Genomic DNA, 26,165 nt, shown 5'->3' with positions numbered 1-26,165 from the left:
CCTGTATACTGGAATAATACCGGCGGCAGAAGGTCTGCCGCTCATTCATCAAATGTCGTGATGTTTCCGTCCTCGATGTTGAATACGGCGATCTCCGAAAGGGCGCTTTCACCCGTCGGCGCAAGAAACTCAAATATATAGCCGTATGTGCCGTCGCCGAGTTCTTCGTCCTCGACCGCAGGATGACTGCCGATTTGAAAGGTCTCGGCTTCGACAGCAGCGAGTTCATCATCATCATTGTCGGAAACGGGCTTCGCGAAATGGATCGTCGTGACCATATCGCCCGCCCTCAAGGGAATCAGCTCTTGATCGCTCATGTCGCTTTCCTCAAGCTCGCGCTGCGCGCCGAGGATGTGATACGTCTCATCGTTGTAGTTGTAGGAAACCTGCAGGATGCACTCCTCACCGTTGAGCTTGATGGGTATGGAATAGAGGTTGTAATCGTCGCCTTCTTCGGTGAGCTCGATGTAGACAGGGTGCCCGTCGAGCATCGGCCATGTACCGTCGAAGTTGTCACGAAAGACGCCCGTGTCCCAATCGGCGTCGATGTTCGCATCGCTGCCGAGGTGGATAACGACATTTTCGTCGAGATAGAGCAGGTTGCAGCGCACGGACGAGAGGAGTTCCATTTCGCTTTCACTGAGCGTAACGGAAACGCTTCCATCCGACGGATCAATATCGACGGCGCGATCTTCAAGTCCTGCAAGGTCATGGGAAGCGGCAAAACACCATCTCGATTTCACCGCTTCACCATAGCCGCCCGCAAGGATGAGTGTCAGTAAAAGAACCGCGAAAGCCTGTCGCAGTATGCGGCAAAAGCGATTCATCATCATATTCCCTCCTTCGCGATTCCCTTTATCTTGCTGCATATTGCTCATACAAAGCAGCCGCTCTTCCCTCACGGAGATACGAGCGCCTTACTTCTCGCCGTCGAGGAACTTCTGGATCGCCTTCGGATCTTTCGGCGCCCAGTGCAGCGTCTTGCCGTCATCGCTCTTCACCATATCGCACGGCACATCGAGCGTCTTTTCATCGTCGTAAGGAATCTCGTCGATGAACTTGCGCAAGACGTCCATCGCTCCCTGCTGATAAGAGGGATCCTTGCGGACGTCGACGCCCTGCTGCTGTGCAAGACCGAGGACAACCCCCAAGGCGACGAGATCCTCGTTCGTCTGCATGATCTTGTCAAACTCCGCCTTGTCGACCGGCGTAGCCGTCAACTCGACAACGGGATGCTCGCTGTCGTCCTTCTTGACCTTCGCCTTGAGCGTGATGTTCGCCTTGCGATCGGCAATATAGTAATTCGTGACAGCGACCGCATTGTCCTCAGAAAGCATCATGCTCTGGAACTGCTGATCGACCTCAGTCAGGAGCGCCTCACTGATCTTCTCCTTCTGCTCTTTCGTCAAGCCCGCCGCCTCGGTCTTGTCCGTGTCACCATAAGCATAAAGCTCCGCGTAAGCGAGGACAGCCTTGTCCGCCGTGTCCTTTGGCTTGTCGCCGCAGCCCGCAACGAGGAGCATCGCCAGAACGGCGATGAACGGCAGCAGTAACCTCTTTGTCAACATCATCTTCCTCTTCATATTACCCTCTCCTTTTATATTTTTTCGGAAAAGTACGGCAATGGGCAAGGAGATGAAACCCTCAGCCCGCTATCGAACATCCTTGCCGAATTTCCCCTTCGCTTAAATTGTAGCAAAAAAAAAGCACCTCCTGCAAAGAATCTGCAGAAAGTGGCTTTTTCTTGCACGAAAGTGGTCACAGATATGCCAGCAGAAAGACCCATGGGACTTATATCTTAAGCCCCCCAACTTGCTGCTACTTATTCAGCATATACTGCATATACTCTACCTTGACCGCACCGTACCGCCTGCGGCTGATCGGCAATTTCATGCCGCTCGTGAGCACGAACGCCCCCTCTTCCATGCGCTCGATTCTGTCCATATTGACGATGATGCGATGGTAACATTCAAGGAAGCGCTTGTCGTGCAGCAGCCGCTCCGCGCTCCACTCATAGGTGAAAGGGCGCGAGAGGTGAAAATCGCGCTCTTCGAGGACGATGTGCAGCCTGCCGCCTTCGATGTCCGCATAGAAAATCTTTTGAAAGGGGATCTCCAGGGCGCGTCCGTTGTATTCCACGCTGAGAACGTGCGCCGACTGATCGCGGCGTGCGAAGACATGACGCAGAGAGGCCTGAAAAGCCTCCTCATCCGTCCCCAGAGGCTTGAGGAAGTAGCCGTCGGCAAAGACGCGATAGCCCTCCATCAGATACTCCTCGCTCGTCGTGAGGAATATGATGCCGATGTCGGCGCTTTCGGCACGCAAGCGACGCGCCGCTTCCATGCCGTCAAGACCGGGCATGCAGATGTCGAGGAGCACGAGATCGTAGGACTGCCGATCAAAGCCCTCCAGGAGCGCTTCAGCAGAATCGAAGAGGTCAAGCTGCACGACGGCTGTTTCCTTCGACCAATATCTCGCGAGCATCTTCGCCAGATAGCGTCGCGCCGCCTCGCGCACCTCTTCCTCATCATCGACAATAGCAATGCGCATCCTTTCCCGCCTTTCTGTTTCCGTATGACTCCGTCATTCATTTGACGAAGCACGACTTCTATCGTATAATACCACAAAACCATACATAAGCAAACAGTCTGGAGGGTTTGTCTTGAACGAAAACAGTCTTGCCGTCATCTTCAACACCTTCCTGTTCCTACTCTCGCTCCTGCCGGCCGTCTACCTGCGCTACCTGCCGTTTCGCTCCATCCTTGCGCCGAAGGTGCGGCGGCGACTGCTGCAGGGATACGCCCTTATCTTCTTTGCCGAGTTTGCCATTTCCGTGCTGCTCTTTTTTTTCGGCATCCTGTCCTACGGCTTTCACACATTCAAACTCTTTTATATCTTTTTCGGCTTTCTTCCCTACTTTCTGCTGAACCTCTGCATGATCCGACCATACATCGCGCAGCACATCTTCATCCTCGGCATGCAGTTCATTCTCAGCAGCACGATCTCGACGATCGCGATTCTCCTCGTGCTGACATTCAACAACGAAAGCGACTTTTTCGACCACTTCGCCACTTACTGCGCCTTGAATCTCACGATTTATCTCACCGCACTGCCCATCGTGCGCCCTTTCTTCCGGCAAATCTTCCTGCGCTTTTCCACGATCAGCACCGACCGCTTCTGGCTCTACATCTGCCCGCTGCCGCTTCTCATGCTCGTTCACGATGTCTACTTCTCCACCTCGCCTGAGGTCCTTGCCTCCCGCTACCTCTTCCCTCGCGTTCTGCTGTTCGTCTGCGGCGTGCTCATCGCTCTCGCCGCATGGCGTGGCCTTGAGTACATCCTCCAGCAGGCAGCAACGACGGAACGAAATCTCGCGCTCCTGACGCGCATGAACTCGATCGGCGAGTATACGCGCACCCTGCAGGAAAAGCAGGCGCGCCTCTCCATCGTGCGCCATGACCTCCGACACAATGCGCAGATGCTCGCCGACCTCATCTCGCGCGGCGAAGATGATGCCGCCATGCGTCTCGTCCAAAGGATGAGCGGGCAGATCGATGCGACGCGCGTCGAGCACTTCGCCAGCAATCCCCTGATCGATGCAGCGCTCTCCGTCTATGTGCGGCAAGCGCACCAAAAGGACATCGCCGTCGAGGCTCGAATCGACCTCCCCGCCTCCTTTGCCGCGGAAGTCGATCTCTCGCTCGTCCTCTGCAATCTCTTTGAAAACGCCATCCATGCCGAAGAGGAAGAGCCGCAGCAGCAGCGAGCCATCCGTCTCCTCGCGCGTACCAAGGGTGCCAGTATCTTCTTCTCCATTGAGAACCGCCGCAGCACGCCCGTACCACTCGCCGCAAACGGCCTGCCCAGAAGCAGAGATTCCTTGCCTGGCCACGGCTACGGCACGCGCTCCCTTCTGCTCTTCGCGGAAAAGTACGGCGCCGAGTTCTTCACGGAGCAAAAGGACGGCTGGTTCAGCATCCTGCTGCATGTGCCGCAGGTCGAGCGCATGGAAAAATGAGGCAAATGACCACTTTCATGCAAGATCTCGACACTTTTTTCCCATTCGTTGAAAAGCATCCACCTTCCTGTTACACTAGAAAAAGAATAGAGCAAGGCACACATAAAAAGGGGATGTTATTTATGAAAAACTGGTTCAAAGCTTTTGCAGTCATGGCTTCCTGCACCATCATGCTCGGCACGGCAGGCGTCGCTTCGGCGGACGAATACGAGTATGAAGGGTACGATGAGAACGGCAACTACGTCTACGCCGTAGCGGACGAAGAGGGCAACGTCGCTGCCGTAGCCGTGGATGCGGACGGCAACTACTCCGTCAGCGCCGAGGGTGCAGACGGCAGCACCTACGACGAGGATGGCTACTACTATTAAGCAAGAAACATGAAAAGCCCGGGATGTGCATGTTCTCTATGCACATCCCGGGCTTTTTCATGCCACGAACCCCGTCACACCAAACGTCGACAGAGACAACCGCCCAAAACAAGAACGAGACGCCACCGCAAACCGCAGTGGCATCTCGCTATTTATCCCGCCAAAACTCAGCAGGTATGGCACTTCTCGAAGAGACCCTTCTCCTTGAGGAGCTTGACCATCGTCTCGCCGATGTGGGCGACCGTATCGGCAACGGGAATGCCCGCAGCATTCAGAGCCGCGACCTTGTCAGCCGCCGTGCCCTTGCCGCCCGAGATGATCGCGCCGGCATGACCCATGCGCTTGCCCGGAGGCGCCTGACGACCTGCGATAAAGGCGGAAACCGGCTTATCCTTCATGTTCGCCTGAATCCACTTCGCAGCGTCCTCTTCCGCCGTGCCGCCGATTTCGCCGATCATCAGAACGGCCAACGTTTCGGGATCGTCCTTGAAGAGCTGCAGAGCGTCGATGAAGTCCGTGCCCTTGACGGGGTCGCCGCCAATGCCGACCGTCGTCGTCTGACCGATGCCCGCATTCGTGAGCTGGAAAGCAGCCTCATACGTCAAGGTACCGGAGCGCGAGATGACGCCGACATGACCGGGCTTGCTGACCGTAGCCGGCGTGATGCCGAGCTTCGACTGCTTGGACGTCAGAAGACCCGGGCAGTTCGGGCCGACAAGACGCGTCTTCCTGCCTTCCATGTAACGGCGCACCTTCACCATGTCGAGGACAGGGATATGCTCCGTGATGCAGACGACGAGATCGAGACCGGCATCAACCGCTTCCATGATGCTGTCCGCCGCAAAACGAGGTGGAACATAAACGACCGAAGCCGTCGCGCCCGTAGCCTTCACAGCGTCCGCAACCGTATTGAACACGGGAACGCCCTCGACCTTCTGACCCGCCTTGCCCGGCGTTACGCCTGCGACAATCTTCGTGCCATAGTCGAGCATCTGTTTCGTGTGGAACGTCGCCGCTTTGCCCGTGATGCCCTGCACGATGACCTTTGTATCTTTATCAATCAAAACTGACATGTGTTTGACCTCCCTTTCGATTTAAGCCTTCGCCTCAGCAACGAGTTTGACAATCTGCTCGGCGCCGCCCTCCATCGTAGGTGCGGGGAAGACGTTGGCAATCGGCGTGTTCTTCAGGATCTCGCGGCCTTCTTCGACCTTCGTGCCCTCAAGACGGACAACGACAGGAACCGGGAGGGATTTGCCGTCCTTGGAGATGATCTTCGCAGCCTCGATGATGCCGTTCGCGATGTTGTCGCAGCGATTGATACCGCCGAAGATGTTGACAAAGATGCCCTTCGCCTGGCCGCCTTCGAGCATGATGTTGAACGCCTTCGCGATCTTCTCAGGCTCGGAGTCTCCGCCGACATCGAGGAAGTTGGCGGGCTCGCCGCCGTAATGCTTGATGATGTCGACCGTAGCCATGGCAAGGCCTGCGCCGTTGACCATGCACGCGACATCACCGCCGAGGTTGACGTAGTTGAGGCCGGCAGCCGCAGCTTCGCGCTCCTTCGGATCCTCTTCCGTCTCATCGCGCAGTTCGACGATGTCGGGATGGCGGAACAATGCGCTGTCGTCAAAGTTCAGCTTCGCATCGAGGCAGATCACATCATCCTCGGCCGTGACGACGAGCGGATTGATTTCAACCTGCGAGCAGTCCTTGCCAATGAACGCATTGTAAAGCTTCTCCATCAGAGCCGCCGCCTTGCGAATCGCAGGAGCCGGGATGTTGATGGCATACGCCATGCGCGTCGCCTGGAACGGAGCAAGTCCGATGACCGGATCGATATACTCCTTGATGATCTTTTCCGGAGTTTCGGCAGCGACCTTCTCGATCTCGACGCCACCCTCTTCAGAACCCATCATGACGATCCTCGCCGTGGCACGATCAACGACAAAGCTCAGGTAGTATTCCTTTTTGATGTTCGAGCCTTCTTCAATCAGGAGGCGACCGACCTTCTTGCCCTCAGGACCCGTCTGATGCGTGACGAGAACCTTGCCAAGCAGCTCCTTCGCGTAGCCTTCGACCTCTTCAACGGACTTGGCGATCTTGACGCCGCCCGCCTTGCCGCGGCCACCCGCGTGGATCTGCGCTTTGACGACCGTGACAGCGGCGCCGAGCTTCTTCGCGTTCTCGACCGCCTCTTCCACGCTGAACGCCGGCAGGCCGTTCGGCACATTGACGCCGAATTCCCGCAGGACTTGCTTGGACTGGTACTCATGAATATTCATAACCATGCCTCCCTGTTGATGGTTCTCGGGACGAGGATATTACTTCCTCTGATTTCATCCCATAAACAACTATATTGTATAATTTTTTTGCTCATTTGTCTAGTGATTTCTTAGAAATATTATCATAGGCAGAACTTATCATATCCTGGATTTATCGAAAAATTCTCGCGCTACGAACCCATTCTCTCAACGTACCAGCGACACGCCCCGACACTTTATGGCACATCCATTCCCAACGGCAGGATGCGGCTCAAACCACGCCCTGCTTCAAAAGATCGGTCAGATGGATCATGCCGACCGGCGCCCCCTTCTCGTCGATGACGGGCAGCACCGTCACGGGGCGCGGCTCGTGCTTCTCCATGACGGAGAGCGCCGCCGTCGCCAGTTCATCGGCACGAATCGTCAGCGGCTCAGTAAACATGATCTCGTGCACAGGCTCATCGAGGAAAGCATAGTCCTTCGCGAGTGCGCGGCGGATGATGCCGTCAGTCAGAAGCCCGATGAACTTGCCCGCTGCATCCGTGACAGAGACAGCGCCCAAGCCTTTCTCCGTCATGACAAAGAGCGCATCCTTCGCCGTCTTCTCCCCCGAGACGACAGGGTTTTCCTCGCCCGTGTGCATGACGTCCTGCACCTTGAGGAGAAGCCGTCTGCCGAGTGCGCCACCCGGATGGAAGAGCGCGAAATCCTGCTTCTTGAAATTCCGCACGGACATCACAGCGACGGCGATGGCATCGCCCATGGCGAGCGTCGCCGTCGTGCTCGTCGTCGGCGCAAGTCCCAAGGGGCAAGCCTCTGGCTCATGCCCGATGTCGATGACGTAGTCCGAGTACTCGGCGAGCTGCGAAGCACGGTTGCCTGTCATGGCGATGATGGTCGCACCGATGCGATGGATGACGGGCAGGATCTTCACGACCTCCTGCACCTCGCCGCTGTTGGAAATCGCCAGAACTACATCCTTGTCCGTCACCATGCCGAGATCGCCGTGAAACGCCTCCGCTGGATGCATGAAGAACGAAGGCGTTCCCGTGCTCGCAAGCGTCGCGGCAATCTTGCGTCCGATATGCCCGGATTTTCCCATGCCCGTGACGACGATGCGAGCCGTGCAGTCCAGCACGCACTCAACCGCACGGCAGAACTCCTCATCCACATTCTCCGTCAGCTTCTTCACTGCCGCTGCTTCCAGCGCCAGCGTTTCCTTTGCCTTTTCCCGTATCACATCTCGCTTCATTCGCCGCTCTCCTTTTCCATTCGACTGTAAATCAACTAAGAAATCTACCTCCCTATTATACACCGCGCGAGAAAGTCTGGGTAGAGCGCGAAAAAAGTTGCCGAATCTTTCGGGCGATTCGGCAACTTTCGGCTTGCTGTTCGTCTTTAGCATTCCACGACTCGTCCTCGTCTGCCGCACAGACAGAAAATTTCTTCACTCATGCCGCAGCACCGTCGTGCGCAGGAAGAGGAACAAGAAGAGCGCAGCGGCGGCAATACCGACGGGATATGTAACATCTGTCGAAAGGCCGAAACCTTCCTTCGCCTGCAGGATGTACGTCACCGTGACAGCCGACATGAAGGTCGCAGGAATCATGCCGATGATGTAGTAGATTTTGCCGCGGAACGTACGATAGAGGTAGACAGATCCCGTCCACAGGACAATCATAGCGAGCGTCTGGTTCGTCCATGAAAAGTAGCGCCAGATGATCGAGAAGTCCATCTGTGTAAGAGCAGCACCGACACCAAGGATCGGCACGGCAAGCGCGAGACGTCTGCTCGTCGACTTCTGCTCAAGGCCGAACCAGTCGGCGATTGTCAAACGTGCCGAGCGGAACGCCGTATCGCCCGAAGTGATCGGGCAGGCCACGACGCCGAGCAACGCGAGAGCCGCCCCGACGGGACCGAGGAAGCCGACGCAGATATCGTAGACGACGCCACCGGGACCTGCCGAGGCAAGCACGGCGCCGAGGCCGCCCGTGCTCTCGTAGAAGGTCACGCCTGCCGCCGCCCAGACGAGAGCGATGAAGCCTTCAGAAACCATCGCGCCGTAAAAGACGGGACGCGCGAGACGCTCATCCTTCAGGCAGCGAGCCATCATGGGCGACTGCGTGGCGTGGAATCCCGAAATGGCGCCGCAGGCAACCGTGATGAACATCAGCGGCCAGATCGGCATATTCTGCGGATGGAGATTTGCCAAGACCATCTCCGGCATGACGTGGCCGCCGACGCCCGCAAGCATCGCCCCCATGATGCCGAACGCCATGACGATGAGACAGACGCCGAAAAGCGGATAGAAACGCGCGATCAACGTATCGATCGGCAAAAGTGTAGCAAGGAAGTAATAAATCAAGATGATGATGAGCCAGATCTTGATCGCGCCAATAGAACCGAGCGACAACAGCTTGCCGTCGATGAGCATAGCAGGCCCCGTCGCAAAAACCGTGCCGACGAGGACGAGAAGCACGACCGAGAAGATGCGCATGATGAAGAGCATCGTCTTGCCCATGTGATTGCCGACGACCTCCGAGATGCTCTTGCCGTCTTCACGCAGAGAAATCATGCCCGACATATAGTCGTGCACGCCGCCCGCAAAGATCGTGCCGAGAACGATCCAGAAGTAGACGCACGGCCCCCAAAGCGCCCCCTGCAAAGCGCCGAAAATCGGTCCGAGACCAGCGATATTCAAAAGCTGGATCATGAAGACCTTCCACGTCGGCAGAGGAATGTAATCCACACCGTCATCGTGCACCAACGCAGGCGTCGGCTTGTCCGTAGGCGAGAAAATCACGTCGACAACCCTGCCGTAGATGACGTAGCCCAGAATCAAAGCGAGCAATGCCACCAAAAATGTAACCATCGCAAATCACTCTCCTTCTGTCCGTCAGTCTATAGACCGCCGTACCGCCCCTCCTCTCCTTCATATAGGCAATATTCGGACTATTGTTGAAATACATTTACGGATTCAATGTAAACCTTTTTCGCCAAGTTGTCAATAGTGCTTTTCCAAAGAAAAAGAGGAGCCTTATCTCGCGCAGCTTCTCTCGCAGAAGAATCGAACGAAAAGCGATGTCATCCGCGCCTCGGGACTCGAAGCCACATACGCCTACCATATCTTTTCCGGCGACAAGAATCCCTCGCGCCAAAAATTCTGGCGCTCGCCCTCGCGCTCGGACTCGACCTCAAGGGAACGAGCCGTCTGCTGCACGCGGCTCATCTGCCACAGCTCTACGCCAAGAAGAGCTGGGACAGCGTCCTCATCTTCGCGCTCACGCACAAGAAGAGCGTCATGGAAACAAATTTGCTGCTCGACAAGCTTGGCGAAAGCCCCTTGCTCGGGTAGGAGCGCTTCGTATCGCTAAAGTTTATTATTAAATTATATTCAAGTGCCACTTTTTTTGAAAAATGTGATATAATATTAAAAGATTCCAGATTCCGTCTTTGTAAAGTAGTAGATGAAATCAACTAAATTAGGAGGCGCATTTCTTGACGAAAAATGCACGCGCCTCCCCGAAAAGGAGCTGTACAACATGAACAAAACAAAGGAAACCCCGCAAAAGGGCGGCTACGGCATCGGACTGCAAGTCAATGTTGTCATCTTCCTCGGCGTCACGCTGATGATCGCCATTCTCATGAGCTTCATCGGATATCGCTCGTACAACACCATGATTGAAGACGGCATACGAGAAAAGTACAACGAGGTCGGCATGAAGACGGCCGCCATCGAGACGCGCTACACTGCCGTCTATCAATCGGGACAGGATCTGAGATCGCGCGTCCAACAGATTCTGTCTCTGCCACCCGAGCAGCGCAATCGCGACGATCTGATCGCCGCCCTGCGCTCGACCGTCGCTTCCAATGACGACATCGTCGGTTCAGGTATCTGCTTCGAGCCAAACGCCTTCGACGGCAAAGATGCCGCATTCGTGAACTCCCCCGCTTCCGACGCCACGGGGCGCGCCATCCCTTATGCGGGCAAGGAAGGATCCGACATCGTGATCACGCCGCTCGCCGGCTATGAGACGGACGAGTGGTATCAATCCCCGCGCAAGACGCAGAAAATCACGCTGACCGATCCCTACTGGTACGATGTCACGCCGACCCAGCGCACCTACATGCTGACCATCGCCTTCCCTCTCATCGAGGACGGTCGTTTCGTCGGCGCCGTCACGGTGGATTTCGACGCCGCCCCTTTCCAGAGCGACATGGCGGCGATCAGCACGCCGAACAATTTCTTCGCCGTCTTTACCCCGCAGGGAACGCTGCTTGCCCACGGTCTAAAAGATGACGCGGTCTCCAAGAACGTCTATGAAATGCTGGGCGTAAGCGAAAGCGAAGGACAGAAATTCTTCGGCCAGGAGCTCTTCTCCATGGAGCGCACCTCCGAATCCACGGGGCTTCCTACCACCTATATCTTCAACCCCATCAAGCTCAAGGGCATCGAACAGCCTTGGGGGGCGCTCGTCGCCGTCTCCAACGAGATGTTCACGCATGAGGCAAAGGCACTCGTCCTCATATCGCTGCTGATTGCAGTAGCCTGCGGTGCAGGTCTCATCGCGCTCATGAGCTTCTTCATCCACAAGCGCGTCTCCGCACCTCTAAAGGATATGGCGGGCATGATCGAGCGCTTTGCAGGACTCGATCTGCAGAAAGAAAAAAATATGCACCTTGCGAAATACCTGGAGCGCGGCGATGAAATCGGCATCATCACACGCGCCTGCGGCAAGATGGCGAGCAGCCTGCGCGACATCGTCGGAAAGATCAATGGCAATTCCCAATCTGTCGCCGCCACGAGCGAGGAACTGACCGCCACGACGCAAAGCACGGCCAACAGTGCGCGCAACGTGACGACGGCCATCCACAACATTGCCGACGGTGCATCGAAGCAGGCGCAGGACACGCAGGAAGCTTCCGATCACCTGGACGAAATCCAGACCCTGCTCGACGGCAATCAGGAAATTCTCGAAAAAATCAATGAAGGAACCGCCGCCGTGCGCCAACGCAAGGATGAAGGCATCGCCATCCTCGCTGATGTCATGAAGAAATCGGCAGAAACTTCCCGGGCGACCGAAGACGTGGCTCGCGTCGTCATCGAGACGAACAAAAGCGCGGAAAAGATCGAAGTGGCCAGCCAGATGATCCAGTCGATTTCCGAGCAGACGAACCTTCTCGCCCTGAACGCCGCCATCGAAGCAGCACGCGCCGGAGAGGCAGGACGCGGCTTCACCGTCGTCGCAGACGAGATCCGCAAGCTCGCGGAGCAGAGTCGCAGCTTCACCGACGAAATCAGCGCCATCATCGGCGGACTCAAGGAGAAATCCCAAGAGGCGGTCGACACGATGGAAGTGTCCCGGCATCTCGTCGACGAAACGCGCACGAGTCTCGACGAAACACAGGAAAAATTCCGCCGCATCGACGAAGCCGTCGAAGAGACGGAACAGGTCGTCAAGAGGATGAACGACTCGACGCGAAACATCGTGGACAAGAACCGCTCCGTCTCCCAGGTGATCGAGAGTCTTTCGGCGCTTGCACAAGAAAATGCCGCGACGAGCGAGGAGGGCAACAGCGCCGTGGAGACGCAGACGCAGTCCCTGCAGAATATCGCCGATGCAAGCGAAGGGCTCGCCGAAATCGCCACAAGTCTGCAAGGCGAAGTCGCCAAGATCCAAGTGTAAGGCGCATCCTTGGCGGCAAAAGCGAAGAATCCCCCGAGAATTTTTCTCGGGGGATTCTTCATGCAGCAGCGCTCTGCCGCGCTTTTCGCATCGTACGGTAATAACGAACTCATGCAGGTCACTTTCCAACGACCTCTTACTCGTAGCGAAGCGCGTCGATCGGGTCGAGCTTCGCGGCCTTTCTTGCCGGATAGATGCCAAAGAAGAGACCGATGCCGACGGCGAATGAGAAGGATACGAGGATCGGCGTCGCCGTGATGACGGTCTTGAATTCGCCGACATGAGAGATGGCAACGGAGATGGCGCAGCCGAGGCAGATGCCGAGGATGCCGCCGACGACGCCCATGACGACGGACTCGATGAGGAACTGCAGCATGATGTTGCTGAAGGTCGCACCGAGCGCTTTCCGTATGCCGATCTCGCGCGTACGCTCCGTGACGGAGACCATCATGATGTTCATGATGCCGATGCCGCCGACGAGGAGCGAGATGCCTGCGATGCTGCCGAGGAGGATCGTCAGCATCGTCGTCTGCTGGGTCACCGTCTCGAGAAGGCTCGTGAGGTTGTTGACGGTGAAGTCGTTATCCTTGCCATGCAGGATGTGATGGCGCTGGCGCAGCAGCGTTTCGACCTCGCTCTGCACTTGGACGATCTTCGAAGCCTCGCTGACCTGCAGCTGGATCATCTGGATGTGCGTGATGCCGAGAAGGCGCTCCTGCTCCGTCATCAGCGGCACGATGACCACATCGTCCTGATCTTGGCCCATGGAGGACTGTCCCTTGCTCGCGAGGACGCCGATGATCTTAAACGGCTGATTGTGGATGCGAATGTTCTTGCCGATGGGGTTCTCGCTGCCGAAGAGATTCCTAGCGACGGTCGGGCCGATGACGGCGACGCGCTGGCGCTTGTCGTTGTCCGTCTGCGAGATGAAGGTGCCGACGGTCAGCGTGAGCGAGCGGATCGCCATGTACTCGGGCGTCACGCCCATGACAACGGTATTCCAGTTTTGATTGCCGTAGACAATCTGATAGGAGCGCTGCACGATGGGCGAAACGTGGTCGATGTTCTTGATCTTCTTTTTGATCGCGACGGCATCGTCGTACTTCAGCGACTCGCGCGATCCTGCCGCGCCGCGAATGCCGCCCGAGTTCGCCGCGCCGGGCGTGACGATGAGCATGTTGCTGCCGAGGCTCGCCATCGAGTCCTCGACGTTGCTCTTGACGCCCATGCCGATGGAGACCATCGCAATGACGGCGGCGACGCCGATGATGATGCCGAGCATGGTGAGGACGGAGCGCAGCTTGTTCGCAAAGAGCTCATGCAGGGCGATGGTGATGCTTTCCCAAATCAACAAGCGACTTCCCTCCTATACGACATCCATCTTGACGCCCCTGCCCTCGTCGCGCGTGATGAGTCCGTCGCGCACGAGAAGCTGACGGCTCGCGCAGGCAGCGATGTCCGGCTCGTGCGTGACGAGGATGATCGTGCGTCCGGCGGCGTGAAGCTTCTCGAAGAGTTCCATGATCTCATGCGTCGATTTCGTGTCGAGATTGCCCGTCGGCTCGTCCGCCATGACGATGTGCGGATCGTTGACGAGGGCGCGCGCGATGGCGACGCGCTGGCGCTGACCGCCCGAAAGCTCGTTGGGCTGATGGTCGGCGCGATCGGCAAGGCCGACGGCTTCCAAGAGGTGCATGGCACGATCGCGCCGCTCGCCTCTTCCGACGCCCGCATAGATGAGCGGCAGGGCGACGTTTTCAGCTGCGCTGCTCTTCGAGAGCAGGTTGAAGTTCTGAAATACGAAGCCAATCTTCTTATTGCGCGTGAGCGCGAGCGCGTCGTCCGAGAGGTGCGCGACCTCCTCGCCGTCGAGCTTGTACGATCCTTCCGTCGGGCGGTCGAGGCAGCCGAGGATGTTCATGAGCGTCGACTTGCCCGAGCCGGACGGCCCCATGAGGGCGGCGAACTCGCCCTTTCGTATCGTAAGATCAACGCCCGCGAGCGCGGCGACGATTTGATCGCCCATCGGATAGAGTTTCTTGATGCCCCGAAGCTCGATCGTCGCCTTTTCCTGCGCCGCTCGCTCTTCCTTCGCCTTTTGCTCCATGATCGTTCCTTTCCGCACTTACATCGGCGGGTGGCCGCCGCCGCCCATCATCATGACCTGCGGCTGCGTCGCCGTGTAGGAAATCGACACGGTTTCGCCCTCGATGAGACCGTCGAGGATTTCCACATAGTCATCGCTGTAGATGCCTGTCTTGACAGGGCGGTTCTCCTTCGTGCCGTCGGGCATCTCGACGACAACGTAGGATCCCGAGGCGTCCGTCTTCAATGCGGCGATGGGAACGGCGAGCGCGCTGGGCTTCGTCGCCGTCTCGATTTCAAGACGCGCCGTCATGGCCGGCAGCAGCAGGTTCTCTGGATCGTCGACATCGAGCGTCACATAGTAGTAGATGACGCTCGCCGTCGAGGTCGTCGTACTGCTCGAAGAGGAGACGGTCTGCCATGTATTCACGGTATCGGTCTGGCTGATCTTCGCGACGCGCGCCGTGAAGGTCTTGCCCGAATAGGCATCGACCGTGAACGTCGCCTGCTGGCCGACCTTGATATTGCCGATGTCCGTCTCGTCGACCTTCGCCATGATTTGCTTCTTCGAGAGGTCGGCGATGCGCATGATGACGGTCGGATAGTCCGTTCCCGCCGTCGCCATCGTACCCGCCGTCTTGGGCTTGCCGACGACGATGCCGCTGATCGGCGCCTGGATGATCGTCTCAGCGAGATCGGACTCCGTCTCTTCCAAGACGCTCTTGGCAGCATCGTAGTTGTACTGCGCGTCCTCGAACGTCGTCTGCGGATTCGCGCCGATGCTGTAGAGGTAGGCTTCGCGGTCGTACTTCGCCTTGGCGTTCGTGACCTTGAACTGCGCCTGATCGCGCTTCGTTGCGAGCGACTTGGCGTCGAGTGTCGCGACCGTCTCGCCTGCCGTCACGATGTCGTTTTCCTTGACGAGCACATTCTTGATGCGCGCCGTGATCTTCGAGCTGACCTCGACGGAATCGACAGGAATGATCGTGCCCGTCGCCGACACGGTGGACTTCATCTCCATGCGCACGACCGTCGCCGTTTCGCCCGCAGACTCCCGCATAGCCTTTTCCGCCTGCTGCGCCTCATAGTAGCTGTAGCCGCCAAAAGCGCAGCCAGCGAGGACGAGCGCGGTCACTGCTATCTTCGCCTTCGTGCCGAAGGTGATGTCCTTGCCGAAAATCTTCATGCCCATCCTCCATTTCCGGCTGCCGCTGCCGCCGCATTCGCTGCACTGTCCGTATCAGCTGCATTCGTCGCATTTGCCGCGTTCGCTGTATTCATTGTATTCGAATCCTTCGCGCCTGACGCTCTTTCCTTCTGCACGGCGGACTGCTTCGCCGCCGCTGCCTCAGACGCGAGGAAAGGAATGACCGTCCTGTCCTGACGCTCCTTCATCGCCTTCTCGTTCTCTTCATAGGCGTGCACCGCATCCCTGCGGCTGATCTCAGCTCTCGCCAGCGGCACGGCGTCCATGGCGTCCGCCGCACGCTGCTCACTCTCCGTGAGGCTCTGCCCCATGGCGTTTTCCACCTGCGCCTTGCCGCGTGCAAAGTCGTACTGTGCGCTGATGTGGTTCATCTCCGCCTTCGAGAGCGCGAGCTGCGCGTCGATGATGTCGAGCATGATGCCTTCACCCGCGCGGTACTTCTCGCGTGCGATGAAGTAGTCCTCCTTCGCCTTGTCTACGGCGTCCTGCGTCGAGTTCAGACGGTTTTCCGCCTCCTTCATCGAAAAGTACGCCGCGCGGATGTCGTAGTCCACATCGTTCCTGTCCTTTTCCAGCTGCAGCCGCGCGGCATCGAGCGCCGCTTCCGCCGCCTCGATGCGTGCCTTCTTTCTGCCGCCGTCGAAGATGTTCCACTTCATATTGATGCCTGCCGTCACGCCGCGACTGCTGTCCGACGCAGGCTCGAAGTCCTTGTTCGCCGACGCGCTCAGCGAGAAGTCGATCTGCGGCGTATAGCCCGCTTTGACCACCTCGACATCAAGCTCCTTGCGCACGACATCGTAATTGTCGATCCAAAGCTCCTTGCGGTTCTCGACGCCGAAGGAGAGGCAGTCGGAGAGCGCGGGAGTGAACGGGCTGTATACGGCATCGTCAGTGAGGCGAAGCGGCTCGTCCCTGTCCATGTTCACAAGATTCCTAAGCTTCGCCAAGCTGATCTCGTAGTCGTTCTCCGCCTTGATGAGCGTCTGACGCGCATCGGAAAGCTCCACGGAGACACGCAGCACGTCCATGCGCGCCTTGCTGCCCGCCGAGAAAAGCTGCTCGACGTTCGTCAAATGCGCTTGGTAGTTGTCGACGGACGCCTTGTTCACACCGACGGTCTTCTTCGCCTGCAACGCGTTGTAATACGCCTCGATGACGGAAAGACGCAGCTTCTCCTCGGCGCGTGCCGTCTTGAGGCGCGCCGTCAAGATGGCGATCTTGGCGCTGTCGATGCCGCCGCTCGCCTTGCCGCCGTCCCAGATATTGACGCCGCTCTCGACGCCCCCATTAAGCTTCGACGTCGTCGTATTGCCGCGATCACTCCAATTTCTGCCGACAGAATAGCCGCCCGAAGCGCTGACAGAGAATCCCTTCTCGCTCTTCGCCTCGCCGAGCGAAGCAAGCGCCGCCTCCTCCGCCTGCTTCGTGATCTTCAGATCCGCATTCTGCGAAAGCGCAAGTTCGACCGCGCCCGCAAGCGAAAGGTCAGCCGCCGCTCCCACGGATGACACGCTGTAAAGGAAAGCTCCCGCCAATAAAAGCGACCAAGGCTTCCTGCACCATTTCTTCATCGTCTCTCTCCTCCCCGAGGGGTATACTTCCACTTTATGTTATTTATTATACTGCCCGTCCCCCCGCGTAACAATAAGAAATCGCTGAGCTTTAAAGGGATTTAACGATTTCCCGCGAAAGGTGTAACTGTAAAAGCACGACACTTCTCGTGTATCGCAATCTTTTCAGTATTCGTTACGAGATGAACGAATCGATGTACACAAAAAAGGCATCATGCTCTCGATGCCTTTTCTACCATCGTATTCTATGACGCCAACCCTCATGCCAGCGCCTTGATCTGTTCGCGCGCAAGAGCAACATCCCTGCAGCGCTGCTCATAGACCTGTCGATCAAATTCCACGAGTGTCACAAAGCAGTCCGCATATTCCGCCGTATCAATGTCATTCACCTTGCTTGCCTTCGGATAATCCGCCTCTGCCACGTCCTCAAGCATGCAGCCAATCGCATCCTGCGCCATCCACATTGCCTGTTCCAGCGTTTTCCCTTCCGTGAAGCAACCGTCGATATCGGGCACCGTCACCGTATAGCCGCCCTCCTGCGCCGTTTCAAACACAGCAGGATAATAATGCTTCATGGCTCATATCCTCCCTTCGATTCGCACAGCCTTTCTAGCAAACCTGCTTGCTTCAATATCTTATGTTCTAAGCCCTTGCCCAATGTTCCTGTATGGACGGGTACAATCATCATTTTCCCTGTCGCAGAATTTTTCATCTTCTGATGCGAGCCGGAGTTTGATGATACCGCTGCAAAGCCATTCTTTTCAAGCAGCCGTATCATCTGTTTTGCCGTCATCGGCACTCGTACCGCCTCCTTGACATACATTATACCATGACACGAAAGGAAGTCCATCCAATGCCCGAGCAAAACTTCGCCCGTGCGCTGCAGATCCTGCAGCAAACCTTCGGCTACAAGAACTTCCGCCCTGCGCAGGAGACCGTCGTCAAGAGCCTGCTCGAAGGCCGCGAAACCGTCGCCATCATGCCCACGGGCGCGGGAAAGTCCATCTGCTTCCAAGTGCCCGCTCTGCTGCTCCCGGGCGTCACGCTCGTCATCTCGCCCTTGATCTCGCTGATGAAGGATCAAGTCGACGCTCTCACGGAAGCCGGTGCACCCGCGACATTCATCAACAGCTCGCTCGGGCAGGCGGAGGCTCGCGAAAGGCTTCGCGCCATCGCGCAAGGCGCGTACAAGATCGTCTACGTCGCGCCCGAGCGGCTCGAAACCGACTTCTTCCAATCCCTGCTGCAAGAGCAGACCGTTTCCTTCATCGCCATCGACGAGGCGCACTGCCTGTCGCAGTGGGGACACGACTTTCGCCCGAGCTATCGCGCCATCGCGCCCTTCATCGAACGTCTGCCGAAGCGTCCCTTGATCGGCGCCTTCACGGCGACGGCGACGCCGCGCGTCAAGGACGACATCATCTCGCTCCTCTCGCTTCGCCGCCCCGCCGTGCACGTCGCAGGCTTCGACCGGCCGAACCTCTTCTTCGGCGTCCTCACAGGCGTCGACCGCAAGGACTTCATCGCAAACTACCTGCGCACGCATCGCGAAGAAGCCGGCATCATCTACTGTGCGACGCGCAAAGAGACGGACGCCCTGAGCCACTTCCTGCAGCAAAAAAAATTCGCTGTGCGTCCCTACCATGCGGGACTCAGCGACGAAGAGCGCTCGAAGGCGCAGGACGACTTCCTCTACGACAACGTGCAGGCGATCGTCGCGACGAACGCCTTCGGCATGGGCATCGACAAGTCGAACGTGCGCTTCGTCATCCACTACAACATGCCGAAAAACATCGAGTCGTACTATCAGGAGGCGGGACGCGCGGGACGCGACGGCGAGCCGGGCGAATGCATCCTGCTCTTCTCGCCGCAGGACGTCATGACGCAAAAGTACCTGATCGACATCTCGACCGAGGATGCCGCGCGTAAGGCGCACGAACTCGGCTGCCTGCAGAAGATGTCCGACTACTGCCACACGCCCGAATGCCTGCGTGCCTTCATCCTGCGCTACTTCGGCGAGGAAAGCCCCGCCGCCTCGTGCGAGCACTGCAGCAGCTGCAAGGGCGACTTCGAGCGGCGCGACGTGACGCTTGATGCGCAGAAAATCTTTTCGTGCGTCTACCGCATGAGAGGACGCTACGGCATGACGCTGACAGCGCAGGTGCTCAAAGGCTCCGCCGAGCAGCGCGTGCGCACGCTGCACCTCGACGAACTGTCGACCTATGGCATCATGCAGGAGCAGACGCTCGCCGAGATCAAGCGCTCGATTCAACGCTTCATCGCCACGGGGTATCTCTCGCTCACCGAGAGCGAATACCCCGTGCTGCAGCTCGCAGAACCCGCCTACGCTGTGCTGCGCGGCAAGGAGCAAGTCTTCCAGAACTTCCCCCGAAAACAGAAGGAAAAGCCCGTAGACATCTCACTCTTCGACTACCTCCGCGCACTCAGAAAAGAGCTAGCCGCCCGCGACCGCGTGCCGCCCTACGTCATCTTCTCCGACGCGACGCTGCGCGACATGTGCCGCATTCTGCCCGAAACGCTCGACGACTTCCTGCACGTCAAGGGCGTCGGCGAAAGAAAGTGCGAGCGCTACGGCGAAGCCTTCCTCGCATGCATCAAAGAGCATCGCACTTAAGCGAAAAGGCGGCGAAAGAGCTTTTGCTGCTGCCCTTGCGCCGCCTTTATAGGCACGCGCCGATGAATTTTTTCTCACGCCACCTTGCGGAACACATGCAGCCCAATGAGGAGCTGCACGAAGAGCAGCACGGCCAATAGTGCGAACGATGCCAAAAGACTCGTGCTGTGTGCGATGAAACCGATGGCGGCAGGCCCCATGAGCACACCGAGGTAACCGCACGTCGACACCGCCGCGACCGCCGCATTGATCGTCATATCCTGTTGCTTTCCCATCAATGAGAAGAAAATCGGCACGATGTTCGCGCAGCCGAAACCGATCGCGAAGAAGCCGGGGAAGATGAGCCACGCGGAGGACGAAACGATCACGAGCAAGAAACCCGCGATGGCGATGACCGAACCGAAGAATACGACGCGGCGCGCACCCAAGCGATTGACAATCGCATCACCCAAGAGCCGCATGAGGAGCATCGCCGCAGAAAAGACAGCGAAGCCCGTGCCCGCAAGAGACATGTCCATCGCGCGCACCTCCGTGAGAAACACACCCGACCAGTCCATGACAGCGCCCTCGACGAGGAAGGATATACCGGCGACCGCCGCGACAAAGGCGACGATGCCGTGCGGCACGGCGAGCGCCCTGCCCTCAGGTGCACTCCTGCCCGCGAGCAAAAATCGCGCGAAGGCGAGCACCATGAGCACGATGATGCCTGCCGAACACGCCGTCGCGCCCAAGGGCGTGAATCCGAGCGCCATCCAAACACCAAAAAGCCCCGCCCCCATGAAACCGCCCACGCTCCAAAGCGCGTGCATGCCGCTCATCACGCGCCTCTTCAAAAGCTGCTCGACGCGCACGGCATGGATATTGATCGTGACATCGATAATTCCCATGGAAGAGCCGAACAAAAGGAGCGTCGGCACAGCAAGAACGATATTGTCCACCCTGGCAAGAGCCACAAGAAGCGCCGCAAAGACGAGCGAATCGACAGCGATCACGCGGCGGCAGCCGAAATGCCCGGCCAGGACTCCTGCAAAAGGCATCGTCACCAGCGAGCCAACGCCGATGCAGAGAAGCAAGAGTCCAAGCACATCCTCAGCGACGCCGAGCCGCGCCTTCAAAAGCGGCACGAGAGGCGCCCAAGATGCCACGCCGAAGCCGCCGACAAAGAAAAAAGCCTGATTGGCGCGATGCAGCAAACTGCGCGAGCGATCAACCGGCAAACCGTTGTTTTGCATATTCAACCCCCTTGTTTTAGGGAGACTAACATATTCCCGATGGCTTGTCAACCGATAGACAGCAGCCTAAACGAAGTCTTGCTGCAACTTCGCGTACGATTGCACACGAGAAAAAGCAAAGTATATGCAGAGCCATCAAAAAGGAGGTTCATCCCATGAAGAAAATCCATGCACTCTCCCTCGCAGCCGTCCTCCTGCTCGCTCCCATTGCGCCTGTCTCGGGCGACTTGCCCCTCGCATCCGTCGTCCATGCGGCAGCGCAGCAAGATACAATCAAAGAGTACACGCGTCCGGCAAAAACTTCCGCCGACAAAGACGAGGAACGCTCCGTCAAAGCCCCCGTGCCGTGGCTCCTCGTCGAAGACCATCGCATCGAGGCCTTGAATGCCAACGGCAAATGCGTGACCTACAGCAGCCATCCCGTGCTTCGTGTCAACGGCAAAGGACACCCCCTGCTCGCACACGGTCTTGCTACTTGGAGCAAACAGGAAGCGCAAGCTGCGAAGCGGGGTTTTGATTTCGCCTACGAATACAAGAAAGAGGATCGTGATAACGGCGTTCTCAAAGAGACCGCCTACTTCGACTACTCCGTCATCACGAAGTGGGGGCGCGTCGATGAGAACATGATCAGCTTCTGCAGCTTCGCTATCACCTACGCGGGCGGCATACACCCGATGCACGGCAAAGGCGGCACGACCTTCGATACACGAACGGGAAAAGAAGTCCCCCTCGCCGCCCTCGTCACGAACCGCGAAGCTTTGCTCCAAGCGCTTGCCGCTGCCTTCCATGCTCAATACCCAGGACGTGAGGAAGAACTGTTCGCCTTCGACATCCGCGAGCAACTCGAACGGATTCACCCCGCAGAAAAAGGCCTCGACACCTTCTCATGGTACATGGGCACGCGCGGCGAACTCGTCTTCCTCTACCCGCCCTACGCTCTCGCCCCCTACGCCTCCGGCGACTTCACGCTCACCATCGAGCGCGCGGACGCTCCGCAGCTTTTCATCGACGCGTATTCTATAGATTGATAAAAGGAGATCTTTCTCATGAAAGCAAAAGCACTCGCTCGCTTCCTGCTCCTCGTCGCCCTGCTGCTCCCTACACACCTCTCTTCGGCAACCGCTTTGCCCGAAGAAGCACTCTCTCTGGGCGGCCTCAAGATCGGCAGCTCCCGCGCCTACGTGGAAAGCATCTACGGCACACCCGACCGCCTGGAAAGCAGCATGTATACGAACATCGAACCCAACCATTCCGACGTAAAAGTTCTCTATTACTATTACGGCAACTCATTCAAAATCCTCATCCGCACGGACAGAGACAGCGTCATGGATATCAACACTACCGCCAACAACGGCATCGAAACACCGCAAGGCCTGCACGTCGGCAGCACCACAGCCGACATCGAGCGCGCCTTCGGCTGGCTGCCCGAGAGACTTGAAGGAAACGGCACCCCTATGAACTATGCCTATAGTTATGAAGGCATAGACTCCACCCTCATCTTCTACACTTACGAAGACGGCACGATCTACGAAATCCGCCTGATGGAGGATCTGTTCTGACGAACGGACAAAAATAAAAAACAGGTGCGGTCTGTATGGTTTCAATACAGACCGCACCTGTTTTTTACAGACGGCTCCCTCACTCCTCCACCAGCCCCATAAAAGTTGCAAAGAACGTCTTGAGCTTTTCGATGACGCCCGCCTTCTTCTCGGCGCGAGCGCCGCCGAAGCGGCGAACGGGCGGCAGGATCGTATCAATCGCCGTGCCCGTCGTCTTGAACCTGCCGTCGCGCAGCGCACTTCGGACGAACTTCTCCGTCTCCTCGGGCTTCAGCTTCTCCTCCTGCACGATTTTTTCGAGCGCCTTTTCCTTCTCCGCATCGACATAGGTGCGCCAGTCCTCCATCACCTTCGTACTCGTGTTGACCGTCTTGATGAAGCCGTCGATCAGCTCCTTCTTGCTCCTAAGCTCAGGACTTGCGCCGACGGCGCGGTCGATCGCGCCGATGATACTCTTGTCCAAGCCGTTCGATGCATGATACTTCTCCACGAGCAGAAGAATGTAGTCGATATTGATGTCCACCTGCCGGATCAATTCCAACTCGAACACGACATCGTCGTTGATGTTCTCCTTCTCCGCATTTCCTGCGCCCGTCATCTCGCGATGAATGTCCAAGTACATGCTCTGGTAATCCTGCAAATCGCGCGGCGGCAGGAGAGGATCATTTTCCTCAAAATCATCAAACGCCGTGAGAATGTTCCTGAGGCGCAGAATGCTGCCGAAGATGCGCACGAAATCCTTCTGCGCCTGCTCGCCCAAGATCGGCTCACCGACGGCGAACTTCTCGCGCAGCTCCAGGATAAGCTCCGCATAGCCCCTATGATGACGGCCGCTCGCATCATCATAGCCGTCGTAGTAGTCGCGGAAACCTCGCAGCAGCACGACGCTCTCGGCATTCTCATCACCGAAAAGCGAGATCGCATCGTCCGTCGCTTTCGCCAGATTGCGAAAAGCGACGATATTGCCAAACGTCTTGACCGAATTCAAAATGCGGTTCGTGCGTGAAAACGCCTGAATCAGCCCATGGTACTTGAGGTTCTTGTCCACCCAAAGCGTGTTGAGCGTCGTCGCGTCAAAGCCCGTGAGGAACATATTGACAACGATGAGCAAATCGATCTCGCGCTTCTTCATGCGCTGAGAAAGATCCTTGTAATAATTCTGGAAGGAATCCCCGTCCGTCGAAAAATTCGTAGAAAAACGCGCATTATAGTCCGCAATCGCGTCCGAAAGGAAGTCGCGGCTCGTGCGGTCAAGCCCCGCCGTATCAAAATCCTCATCGGGCAAAGCGTCCTCGGGATCGTCCTCGTTCGCCGCATAGCTGAAAATCGTCGCAACCGCAAGGTCGCGCCCCGCCGCTGCCAGCTGACGCTTGAACTCCTCGTAATACTTCATGCAGACAGGAATCGACGCGACCGCGAACATCGAATTGAACCCCAAGACACGCTGTCCCTTGAGCGAATACGCCTTGCCGCGCATCGTCTTCTGATCGAAATGCACGAGGATATATTCCGTCACGGCACGGATGCGCTCGGGCGCAGCGAGCGCCTTCTCGCGGTCAATGGCACGCACTTCCTTGTCCTCGATCTCCGCCTTGCTCTTCATCGTGTTGATGTAATCAATGCGAAACGGCAGCACATTGCCGTCGTTGATGGCGTTCACAATCGTATAGGTGTGGAGCTTATCGCCGAAAAGCTGCGGCGTCGTCCGCGCCGAAGGCTTGCCCGCGCCCGACGCATTCGGCGCGAAAATCGGCGTGCCCGTAAAGCCGAAGATATGATACTTCTTGAACGCCTTCGCAATCGCCGTGTGCATATCGCCGAACTGCGAGCGATGGCACTCATCGAAAATCAGCACGACATGCTTGCCGTAGATCGCGTGCGTCTTGTTCTGCTTGATGAACATAGCGAGCTTCTGAATCGTCGTGACGACGATGCGCGCCGCATCATTCGCGAGCTGCCCCGCGAGCACGCGCGTCGACGTATTGCCGTTCGCCGCGCCCTTTTCAAAGCGGTCGTACTCCTTCATCGTCTGATAGTCAAGATCCTTGCGGTCGACCACAAAGAGTACCTTATCAATATCCGGCAGCCCTGCGGCAAGCTGCGCCGTCTTGAACGAAGTCAGCGTCTTGCCCGACCCCGTCGTGTGCCAGATATAGCCGCCGCCCTCGATCTTGCCCCAAGTCTTGTAATTCGACGCGATCTTGATGCGCGACAAAATGCGCTCCGTCGCCGCAATCTGGTACGGACGCATGAGCATCAGCACCTCTTCCGTCGTAAAGATCGAATAGCGCGTCAAGACGGCGAGCAGGGTATGCTTCGCGAGGAACGTGCGGCCGAAATCCATGAGGTCGGTGATGAGGCGATTGCTCGCATCCGCCCAAAACGATGTGAACTCAAAACTGTTGCTCGTCTTCTTGCTCGCCCTGCGCCCCGCCGCATCCATCTCTCGGATATGACTTGCACGCGTCGTATTGGAATAATACTTCGTATTCGTCCCGTTCGAAATGATGAAAACCTGCACATACTCATACAGCCCCGCACCTGCCCAAAAACTGTCGCGCTGATAGCGATTGATCTGGTTGAACGCCTGCCGAATCTCCACGCCGCGCCGCTTCAGCTCCAAATGCACGAGCGGCAAGCCGTTGACGAGAATCGTCACATCGTAGCGATTCGCATGAGCCGCCGCATTCTCTGCTTGAGCGTCCGCACCGCCCTCTACCGCATATTGGTTGATGACCTGCAAACGATTGTTATAAATGTTCTCCTTGTCGATCAGCTTGATGTTCTTCGTCGTTCCGTCATCGCGCCGAAGATTCTGAATGTAATCCGTCTGAATACGCCGCGTCTTCTCCACAATGCCGTCGCCCGCAGGCGCGATCGAAGCCTTGAAGAACCGTTCCCACTCCGCATCACTGAACACATAATCATTGAGCGCCGAAAGCTGCTCTCGAAGATTCGCGACCAGCTCCGCCTCGTCATGAATCCGAAGATACGTATAGCCTTCCTCTTCCAGCAGCCCGATCAATGCTCGCTCAAGCGCCGCCTCCGACTGATACGCCGCATACGGCGCCCGCTCCTCGCGAACATACTGCGCGAGCACCGTGCTCTCTTCTGCGCTTGCAATCAGGTTATAGTACAATGTACCGACCTCCTCGCCCCATCAGACAAAACTGACTTGGACTTCCTTTCCCAATGCCTTTGCAATCTTATCAAGCGTCACCAAGGAAGGTACCGCCTGTCCTTTTTCAATACGGCTGATGTTCGATTGGCGAACCCCCGATTTCTCCGCCAATTCTTTCTGTGTCAGATCCTGCTCCATGCGTGCCGTAATCAGGAGTTCTGTAAGTGCGAATTCCAAACGTGTCCGTTCGTGTTCTTCGCGAAAAGCGGGGTCTTTCATCTGCTCTGCAATATAGCGATCCAAATCATCCATGTCATTTCTCCTCTCTCTCGCAATAAATCACACGATATTTTTTCGCACGTTCGATTTCTCGTACCGGAGTCTTCTGTGTTTTCTTAATGAATCCATGCGTTAG

The 26,165-nt window shown here is 57.3% G+C and carries 24 protein-coding genes; 7 read left to right on the top strand and 17 right to left on the bottom strand.

All coding sequences use genetic code 11. The features are described from left to right. Window positions 1-41 precede the first annotated feature (41 nt). The 3 genes from OL236_RS01885 to OL236_RS01875 form a co-directional block, all read right to left on the bottom strand. Complete coding sequence (locus OL236_RS01885; protein WP_265071129.1) at window positions 42-833, bottom strand: hypothetical protein; 792 nt, start codon at window positions 831-833, stop codon at window positions 42-44. Between the two features lie 84 nt (window positions 834-917). After that, a complete protein-coding gene (locus OL236_RS01880) occupies window positions 918-1,583 on the bottom strand; it encodes a DUF5105 domain-containing protein (RefSeq protein ID WP_265071128.1) in 666 nt (221 codons plus the stop codon). A gap of 235 nt (window positions 1,584-1,818) precedes the next feature. After that, window positions 1,819-2,550, bottom strand: coding sequence for a LytR/AlgR family response regulator transcription factor (locus OL236_RS01875; protein WP_265071127.1), 732 nt, complete (start codon window positions 2,548-2,550; stop codon window positions 1,819-1,821). 112 nt (window positions 2,551-2,662) lie between these two features. On the opposite strand from OL236_RS01875, the gene OL236_RS01870 reads away from it, so the two are divergent. Together OL236_RS01870 and OL236_RS01865 are read left to right on the top strand one after the other, a co-directional pair. Further along, entirely contained in the window at window positions 2,663-4,018 is a 1,356-nt protein-coding gene (locus tag OL236_RS01870) for a GHKL domain-containing protein (protein WP_265071126.1), read from the top strand. A gap of 122 nt (window positions 4,019-4,140) precedes the next feature. Further along, window positions 4,141-4,386, top strand: a complete 246-nt coding sequence (locus tag OL236_RS01865) for a hypothetical protein (RefSeq protein WP_265071125.1) — start codon at window positions 4,141-4,143, stop codon at window positions 4,384-4,386. Between the two features lie 167 nt (window positions 4,387-4,553). On the opposite strand, the gene sucD is transcribed toward OL236_RS01865, so the two are convergent. From sucD to OL236_RS01845, 4 genes are all read right to left on the bottom strand, one after another. Further along, window positions 4,554-5,459 carry a succinate--CoA ligase subunit alpha gene (sucD, locus tag OL236_RS01860; RefSeq protein WP_009645156.1) on the bottom strand — a complete coding sequence of 302 codons (906 nt, stop codon included), beginning with the start codon at window positions 5,457-5,459 and terminating at the stop codon, window positions 4,554-4,556. A 21-nt stretch (window positions 5,460-5,480) separates the two neighbouring features. Next, entirely contained in the window at window positions 5,481-6,671 is a 1,191-nt protein-coding gene (sucC, locus tag OL236_RS01855) for an ADP-forming succinate--CoA ligase subunit beta (RefSeq protein WP_009645122.1), read from the bottom strand. 250 nt (window positions 6,672-6,921) lie between these two features. Beyond that, the gene (locus OL236_RS01850) at window positions 6,922-7,902 is read right to left on the bottom strand and encodes a KpsF/GutQ family sugar-phosphate isomerase (protein ID WP_265071124.1); all 981 of its coding nucleotides are present in this window, start codon (window positions 7,900-7,902) and stop codon (window positions 6,922-6,924) included. 195 nt (window positions 7,903-8,097) lie between these two features. Continuing rightward, on the bottom strand, window positions 8,098-9,522 hold the full coding sequence (locus OL236_RS01845; RefSeq protein WP_265071123.1) for a carbon starvation protein A: 1,425 nt from the start codon (window positions 9,520-9,522) through the stop codon (window positions 8,098-8,100). A 129-nt stretch (window positions 9,523-9,651) separates the two neighbouring features. On the opposite strand from OL236_RS01845, the gene OL236_RS01840 reads away from it, so the two are divergent. Both OL236_RS01840 and OL236_RS01835 read left to right on the top strand, forming a co-directional pair. Continuing rightward, window positions 9,652-10,005, top strand: a complete 354-nt coding sequence (locus OL236_RS01840; RefSeq protein ID WP_265071122.1) for a hypothetical protein — start codon at window positions 9,652-9,654, stop codon at window positions 10,003-10,005. Window positions 10,006-10,192: 187 nt separating this feature from the next. Further along, the gene (locus tag OL236_RS01835) at window positions 10,193-12,337 is read left to right on the top strand and encodes a methyl-accepting chemotaxis protein (RefSeq protein ID WP_265071121.1); all 2,145 of its coding nucleotides are present in this window, start codon (window positions 10,193-10,195) and stop codon (window positions 12,335-12,337) included. Between the two features lie 136 nt (window positions 12,338-12,473). Here OL236_RS01835 and OL236_RS01830 read toward each other — a convergent pair whose 3' ends face one another. From OL236_RS01830 to OL236_RS01805, 6 genes are all read right to left on the bottom strand, one after another. Continuing rightward, a complete protein-coding gene (locus OL236_RS01830; protein ID WP_265071120.1) occupies window positions 12,474-13,691 on the bottom strand; it encodes an ABC transporter permease in 1,218 nt (405 codons plus the stop codon). A 12-nt stretch (window positions 13,692-13,703) separates the two neighbouring features. Next, a complete protein-coding gene (locus tag OL236_RS01825; protein WP_265071767.1) occupies window positions 13,704-14,444 on the bottom strand; it encodes an ABC transporter ATP-binding protein in 741 nt (246 codons plus the stop codon). Window positions 14,445-14,462: 18 nt separating this feature from the next. Continuing rightward, on the bottom strand, window positions 14,463-15,608 hold the full coding sequence (locus tag OL236_RS01820) for an efflux RND transporter periplasmic adaptor subunit (protein WP_265071119.1): 1,146 nt from the start codon (window positions 15,606-15,608) through the stop codon (window positions 14,463-14,465). Then, complete coding sequence (locus tag OL236_RS01815; RefSeq protein WP_265071118.1) at window positions 15,605-17,203, bottom strand: TolC family protein; 1,599 nt, start codon at window positions 17,201-17,203, stop codon at window positions 15,605-15,607. Before OL236_RS01815 ends, OL236_RS01820 begins: the two co-directional genes overlap by 4 nt. A gap of 260 nt (window positions 17,204-17,463) precedes the next feature. Further along, the gene (locus tag OL236_RS01810; RefSeq protein WP_264919483.1) at window positions 17,464-17,778 is read right to left on the bottom strand and encodes a type II toxin-antitoxin system HicB family antitoxin; all 315 of its coding nucleotides are present in this window, start codon (window positions 17,776-17,778) and stop codon (window positions 17,464-17,466) included. Next, on the bottom strand, window positions 17,775-17,996 hold the full coding sequence (locus tag OL236_RS01805; protein ID WP_265071117.1) for a type II toxin-antitoxin system HicA family toxin: 222 nt from the start codon (window positions 17,994-17,996) through the stop codon (window positions 17,775-17,777). Before OL236_RS01805 ends, OL236_RS01810 begins: the two co-directional genes overlap by 4 nt. A 60-nt stretch (window positions 17,997-18,056) precedes the next feature. Between OL236_RS01805 and recQ the strand changes: the two genes are divergently transcribed. Further along, the gene (gene recQ / locus OL236_RS01800; protein WP_265071116.1) at window positions 18,057-19,838 is read left to right on the top strand and encodes a DNA helicase RecQ; all 1,782 of its coding nucleotides are present in this window, start codon (window positions 18,057-18,059) and stop codon (window positions 19,836-19,838) included. Window positions 19,839-19,912: 74 nt separating this feature from the next. Here recQ and OL236_RS01795 read toward each other — a convergent pair whose 3' ends face one another. Further along, window positions 19,913-21,070 (bottom strand): MFS transporter, encoded by a 1,158-nt coding sequence (locus tag OL236_RS01795; protein WP_006191552.1) that lies wholly within the window; start codon window positions 21,068-21,070, stop codon window positions 19,913-19,915. 155 nt (window positions 21,071-21,225) lie between these two features. On the opposite strand from OL236_RS01795, the gene OL236_RS01790 reads away from it, so the two are divergent. Next, the gene (locus tag OL236_RS01790) at window positions 21,226-22,098 is read left to right on the top strand and encodes an RsiV family protein (protein WP_265071115.1); all 873 of its coding nucleotides are present in this window, start codon (window positions 21,226-21,228) and stop codon (window positions 22,096-22,098) included. An 18-nt stretch (window positions 22,099-22,116) separates the two neighbouring features. Continuing rightward, window positions 22,117-22,629, top strand: a complete 513-nt coding sequence (locus tag OL236_RS01785) for a hypothetical protein (protein WP_265071114.1) — start codon at window positions 22,117-22,119, stop codon at window positions 22,627-22,629. Between the two features lie 79 nt (window positions 22,630-22,708). On the opposite strand, the gene OL236_RS01780 is transcribed toward OL236_RS01785, so the two are convergent. From OL236_RS01780 to OL236_RS01770, 3 genes are read right to left on the bottom strand one after another with little or no spacing between them, the layout of a single operon-like run. Then, window positions 22,709-25,768, bottom strand: coding sequence for a type I restriction endonuclease subunit R (locus OL236_RS01780; RefSeq protein WP_265071113.1), 3,060 nt, complete (start codon window positions 25,766-25,768; stop codon window positions 22,709-22,711). 21 nt (window positions 25,769-25,789) lie between these two features. Further along, complete coding sequence (locus OL236_RS01775) at window positions 25,790-26,062, bottom strand: helix-turn-helix domain-containing protein (protein ID WP_006193136.1); 273 nt, start codon at window positions 26,060-26,062, stop codon at window positions 25,790-25,792. 1 nt (window position 26,063) lies between these two features. After that, a complete protein-coding gene (locus OL236_RS01770; protein ID WP_265071766.1) occupies window positions 26,064-26,150 on the bottom strand; it encodes a hypothetical protein in 87 nt (28 codons plus the stop codon). Window positions 26,151-26,165: the final 15 nt, after the last annotated feature.

Origin of the sequence: Selenomonas sputigena (assembly GCF_026015965.1) — a bacterium.
Classification (GTDB): Bacteria; Bacillota; Negativicutes; order Selenomonadales; family Selenomonadaceae; genus Selenomonas.
Note: the sequence above shows the minus strand (reverse complement) of the source record. Positions and strands in the feature narration are given on the sequence as shown.

Coding starts and splice junctions, on each gene's coding strand:
- OL236_RS01835 (WP_265071121.1), top strand. CDS start 10,193: ATGAACAAAACAAAGGAAACCCCGCAAAAGGGCGGCTACGGCATCGGA.
- OL236_RS01885 (WP_265071129.1), bottom strand. CDS start 833: ATGATGATGAATCGCTTTTGCCGCATACTGCGACAGGCTTTCGCGGTT.
- OL236_RS01815 (WP_265071118.1), bottom strand. CDS start 17,203: ATGAAGAAATGGTGCAGGAAGCCTTGGTCGCTTTTATTGGCGGGAGCT.
- recQ (WP_265071116.1), top strand. CDS start 18,057: ATGCCCGAGCAAAACTTCGCCCGTGCGCTGCAGATCCTGCAGCAAACC.
- OL236_RS01880 (WP_265071128.1), bottom strand. CDS start 1,583: ATGAAGAGGAAGATGATGTTGACAAAGAGGTTACTGCTGCCGTTCATC.
- sucC (WP_009645122.1), bottom strand. CDS start 6,671: ATGAATATTCATGAGTACCAGTCCAAGCAAGTCCTGCGGGAATTCGGC.
- OL236_RS01875 (WP_265071127.1), bottom strand. CDS start 2,550: ATGCGCATTGCTATTGTCGATGATGAGGAAGAGGTGCGCGAGGCGGCG.
- OL236_RS01805 (WP_265071117.1), bottom strand. CDS start 17,996: ATGACGGCAAAACAGATGATACGGCTGCTTGAAAAGAATGGCTTTGCA.
- OL236_RS01850 (WP_265071124.1), bottom strand. CDS start 7,902: ATGAAGCGAGATGTGATACGGGAAAAGGCAAAGGAAACGCTGGCGCTG.
- sucD (WP_009645156.1), bottom strand. CDS start 5,459: ATGTCAGTTTTGATTGATAAAGATACAAAGGTCATCGTGCAGGGCATC.
- OL236_RS01790 (WP_265071115.1), top strand. CDS start 21,226: ATGAAGAAAATCCATGCACTCTCCCTCGCAGCCGTCCTCCTGCTCGCT.
- OL236_RS01820 (WP_265071119.1), bottom strand. CDS start 15,608: ATGAAGATTTTCGGCAAGGACATCACCTTCGGCACGAAGGCGAAGATA.
- OL236_RS01775 (WP_006193136.1), bottom strand. CDS start 26,062: ATGGATGATTTGGATCGCTATATTGCAGAGCAGATGAAAGACCCCGCT.
- OL236_RS01845 (WP_265071123.1), bottom strand. CDS start 9,522: ATGGTTACATTTTTGGTGGCATTGCTCGCTTTGATTCTGGGCTACGTC.
- OL236_RS01810 (WP_264919483.1), bottom strand. CDS start 17,778: ATGAAGCATTATTATCCTGCTGTGTTTGAAACGGCGCAGGAGGGCGGC.
- OL236_RS01825 (WP_265071767.1), bottom strand. CDS start 14,444: ATGGAGCAAAAGGCGAAGGAAGAGCGAGCGGCGCAGGAAAAGGCGACG.
- OL236_RS01785 (WP_265071114.1), top strand. CDS start 22,117: ATGAAAGCAAAAGCACTCGCTCGCTTCCTGCTCCTCGTCGCCCTGCTG.
- OL236_RS01795 (WP_006191552.1), bottom strand. CDS start 21,070: ATGCAAAACAACGGTTTGCCGGTTGATCGCTCGCGCAGTTTGCTGCAT.
- OL236_RS01865 (WP_265071125.1), top strand. CDS start 4,141: ATGAAAAACTGGTTCAAAGCTTTTGCAGTCATGGCTTCCTGCACCATC.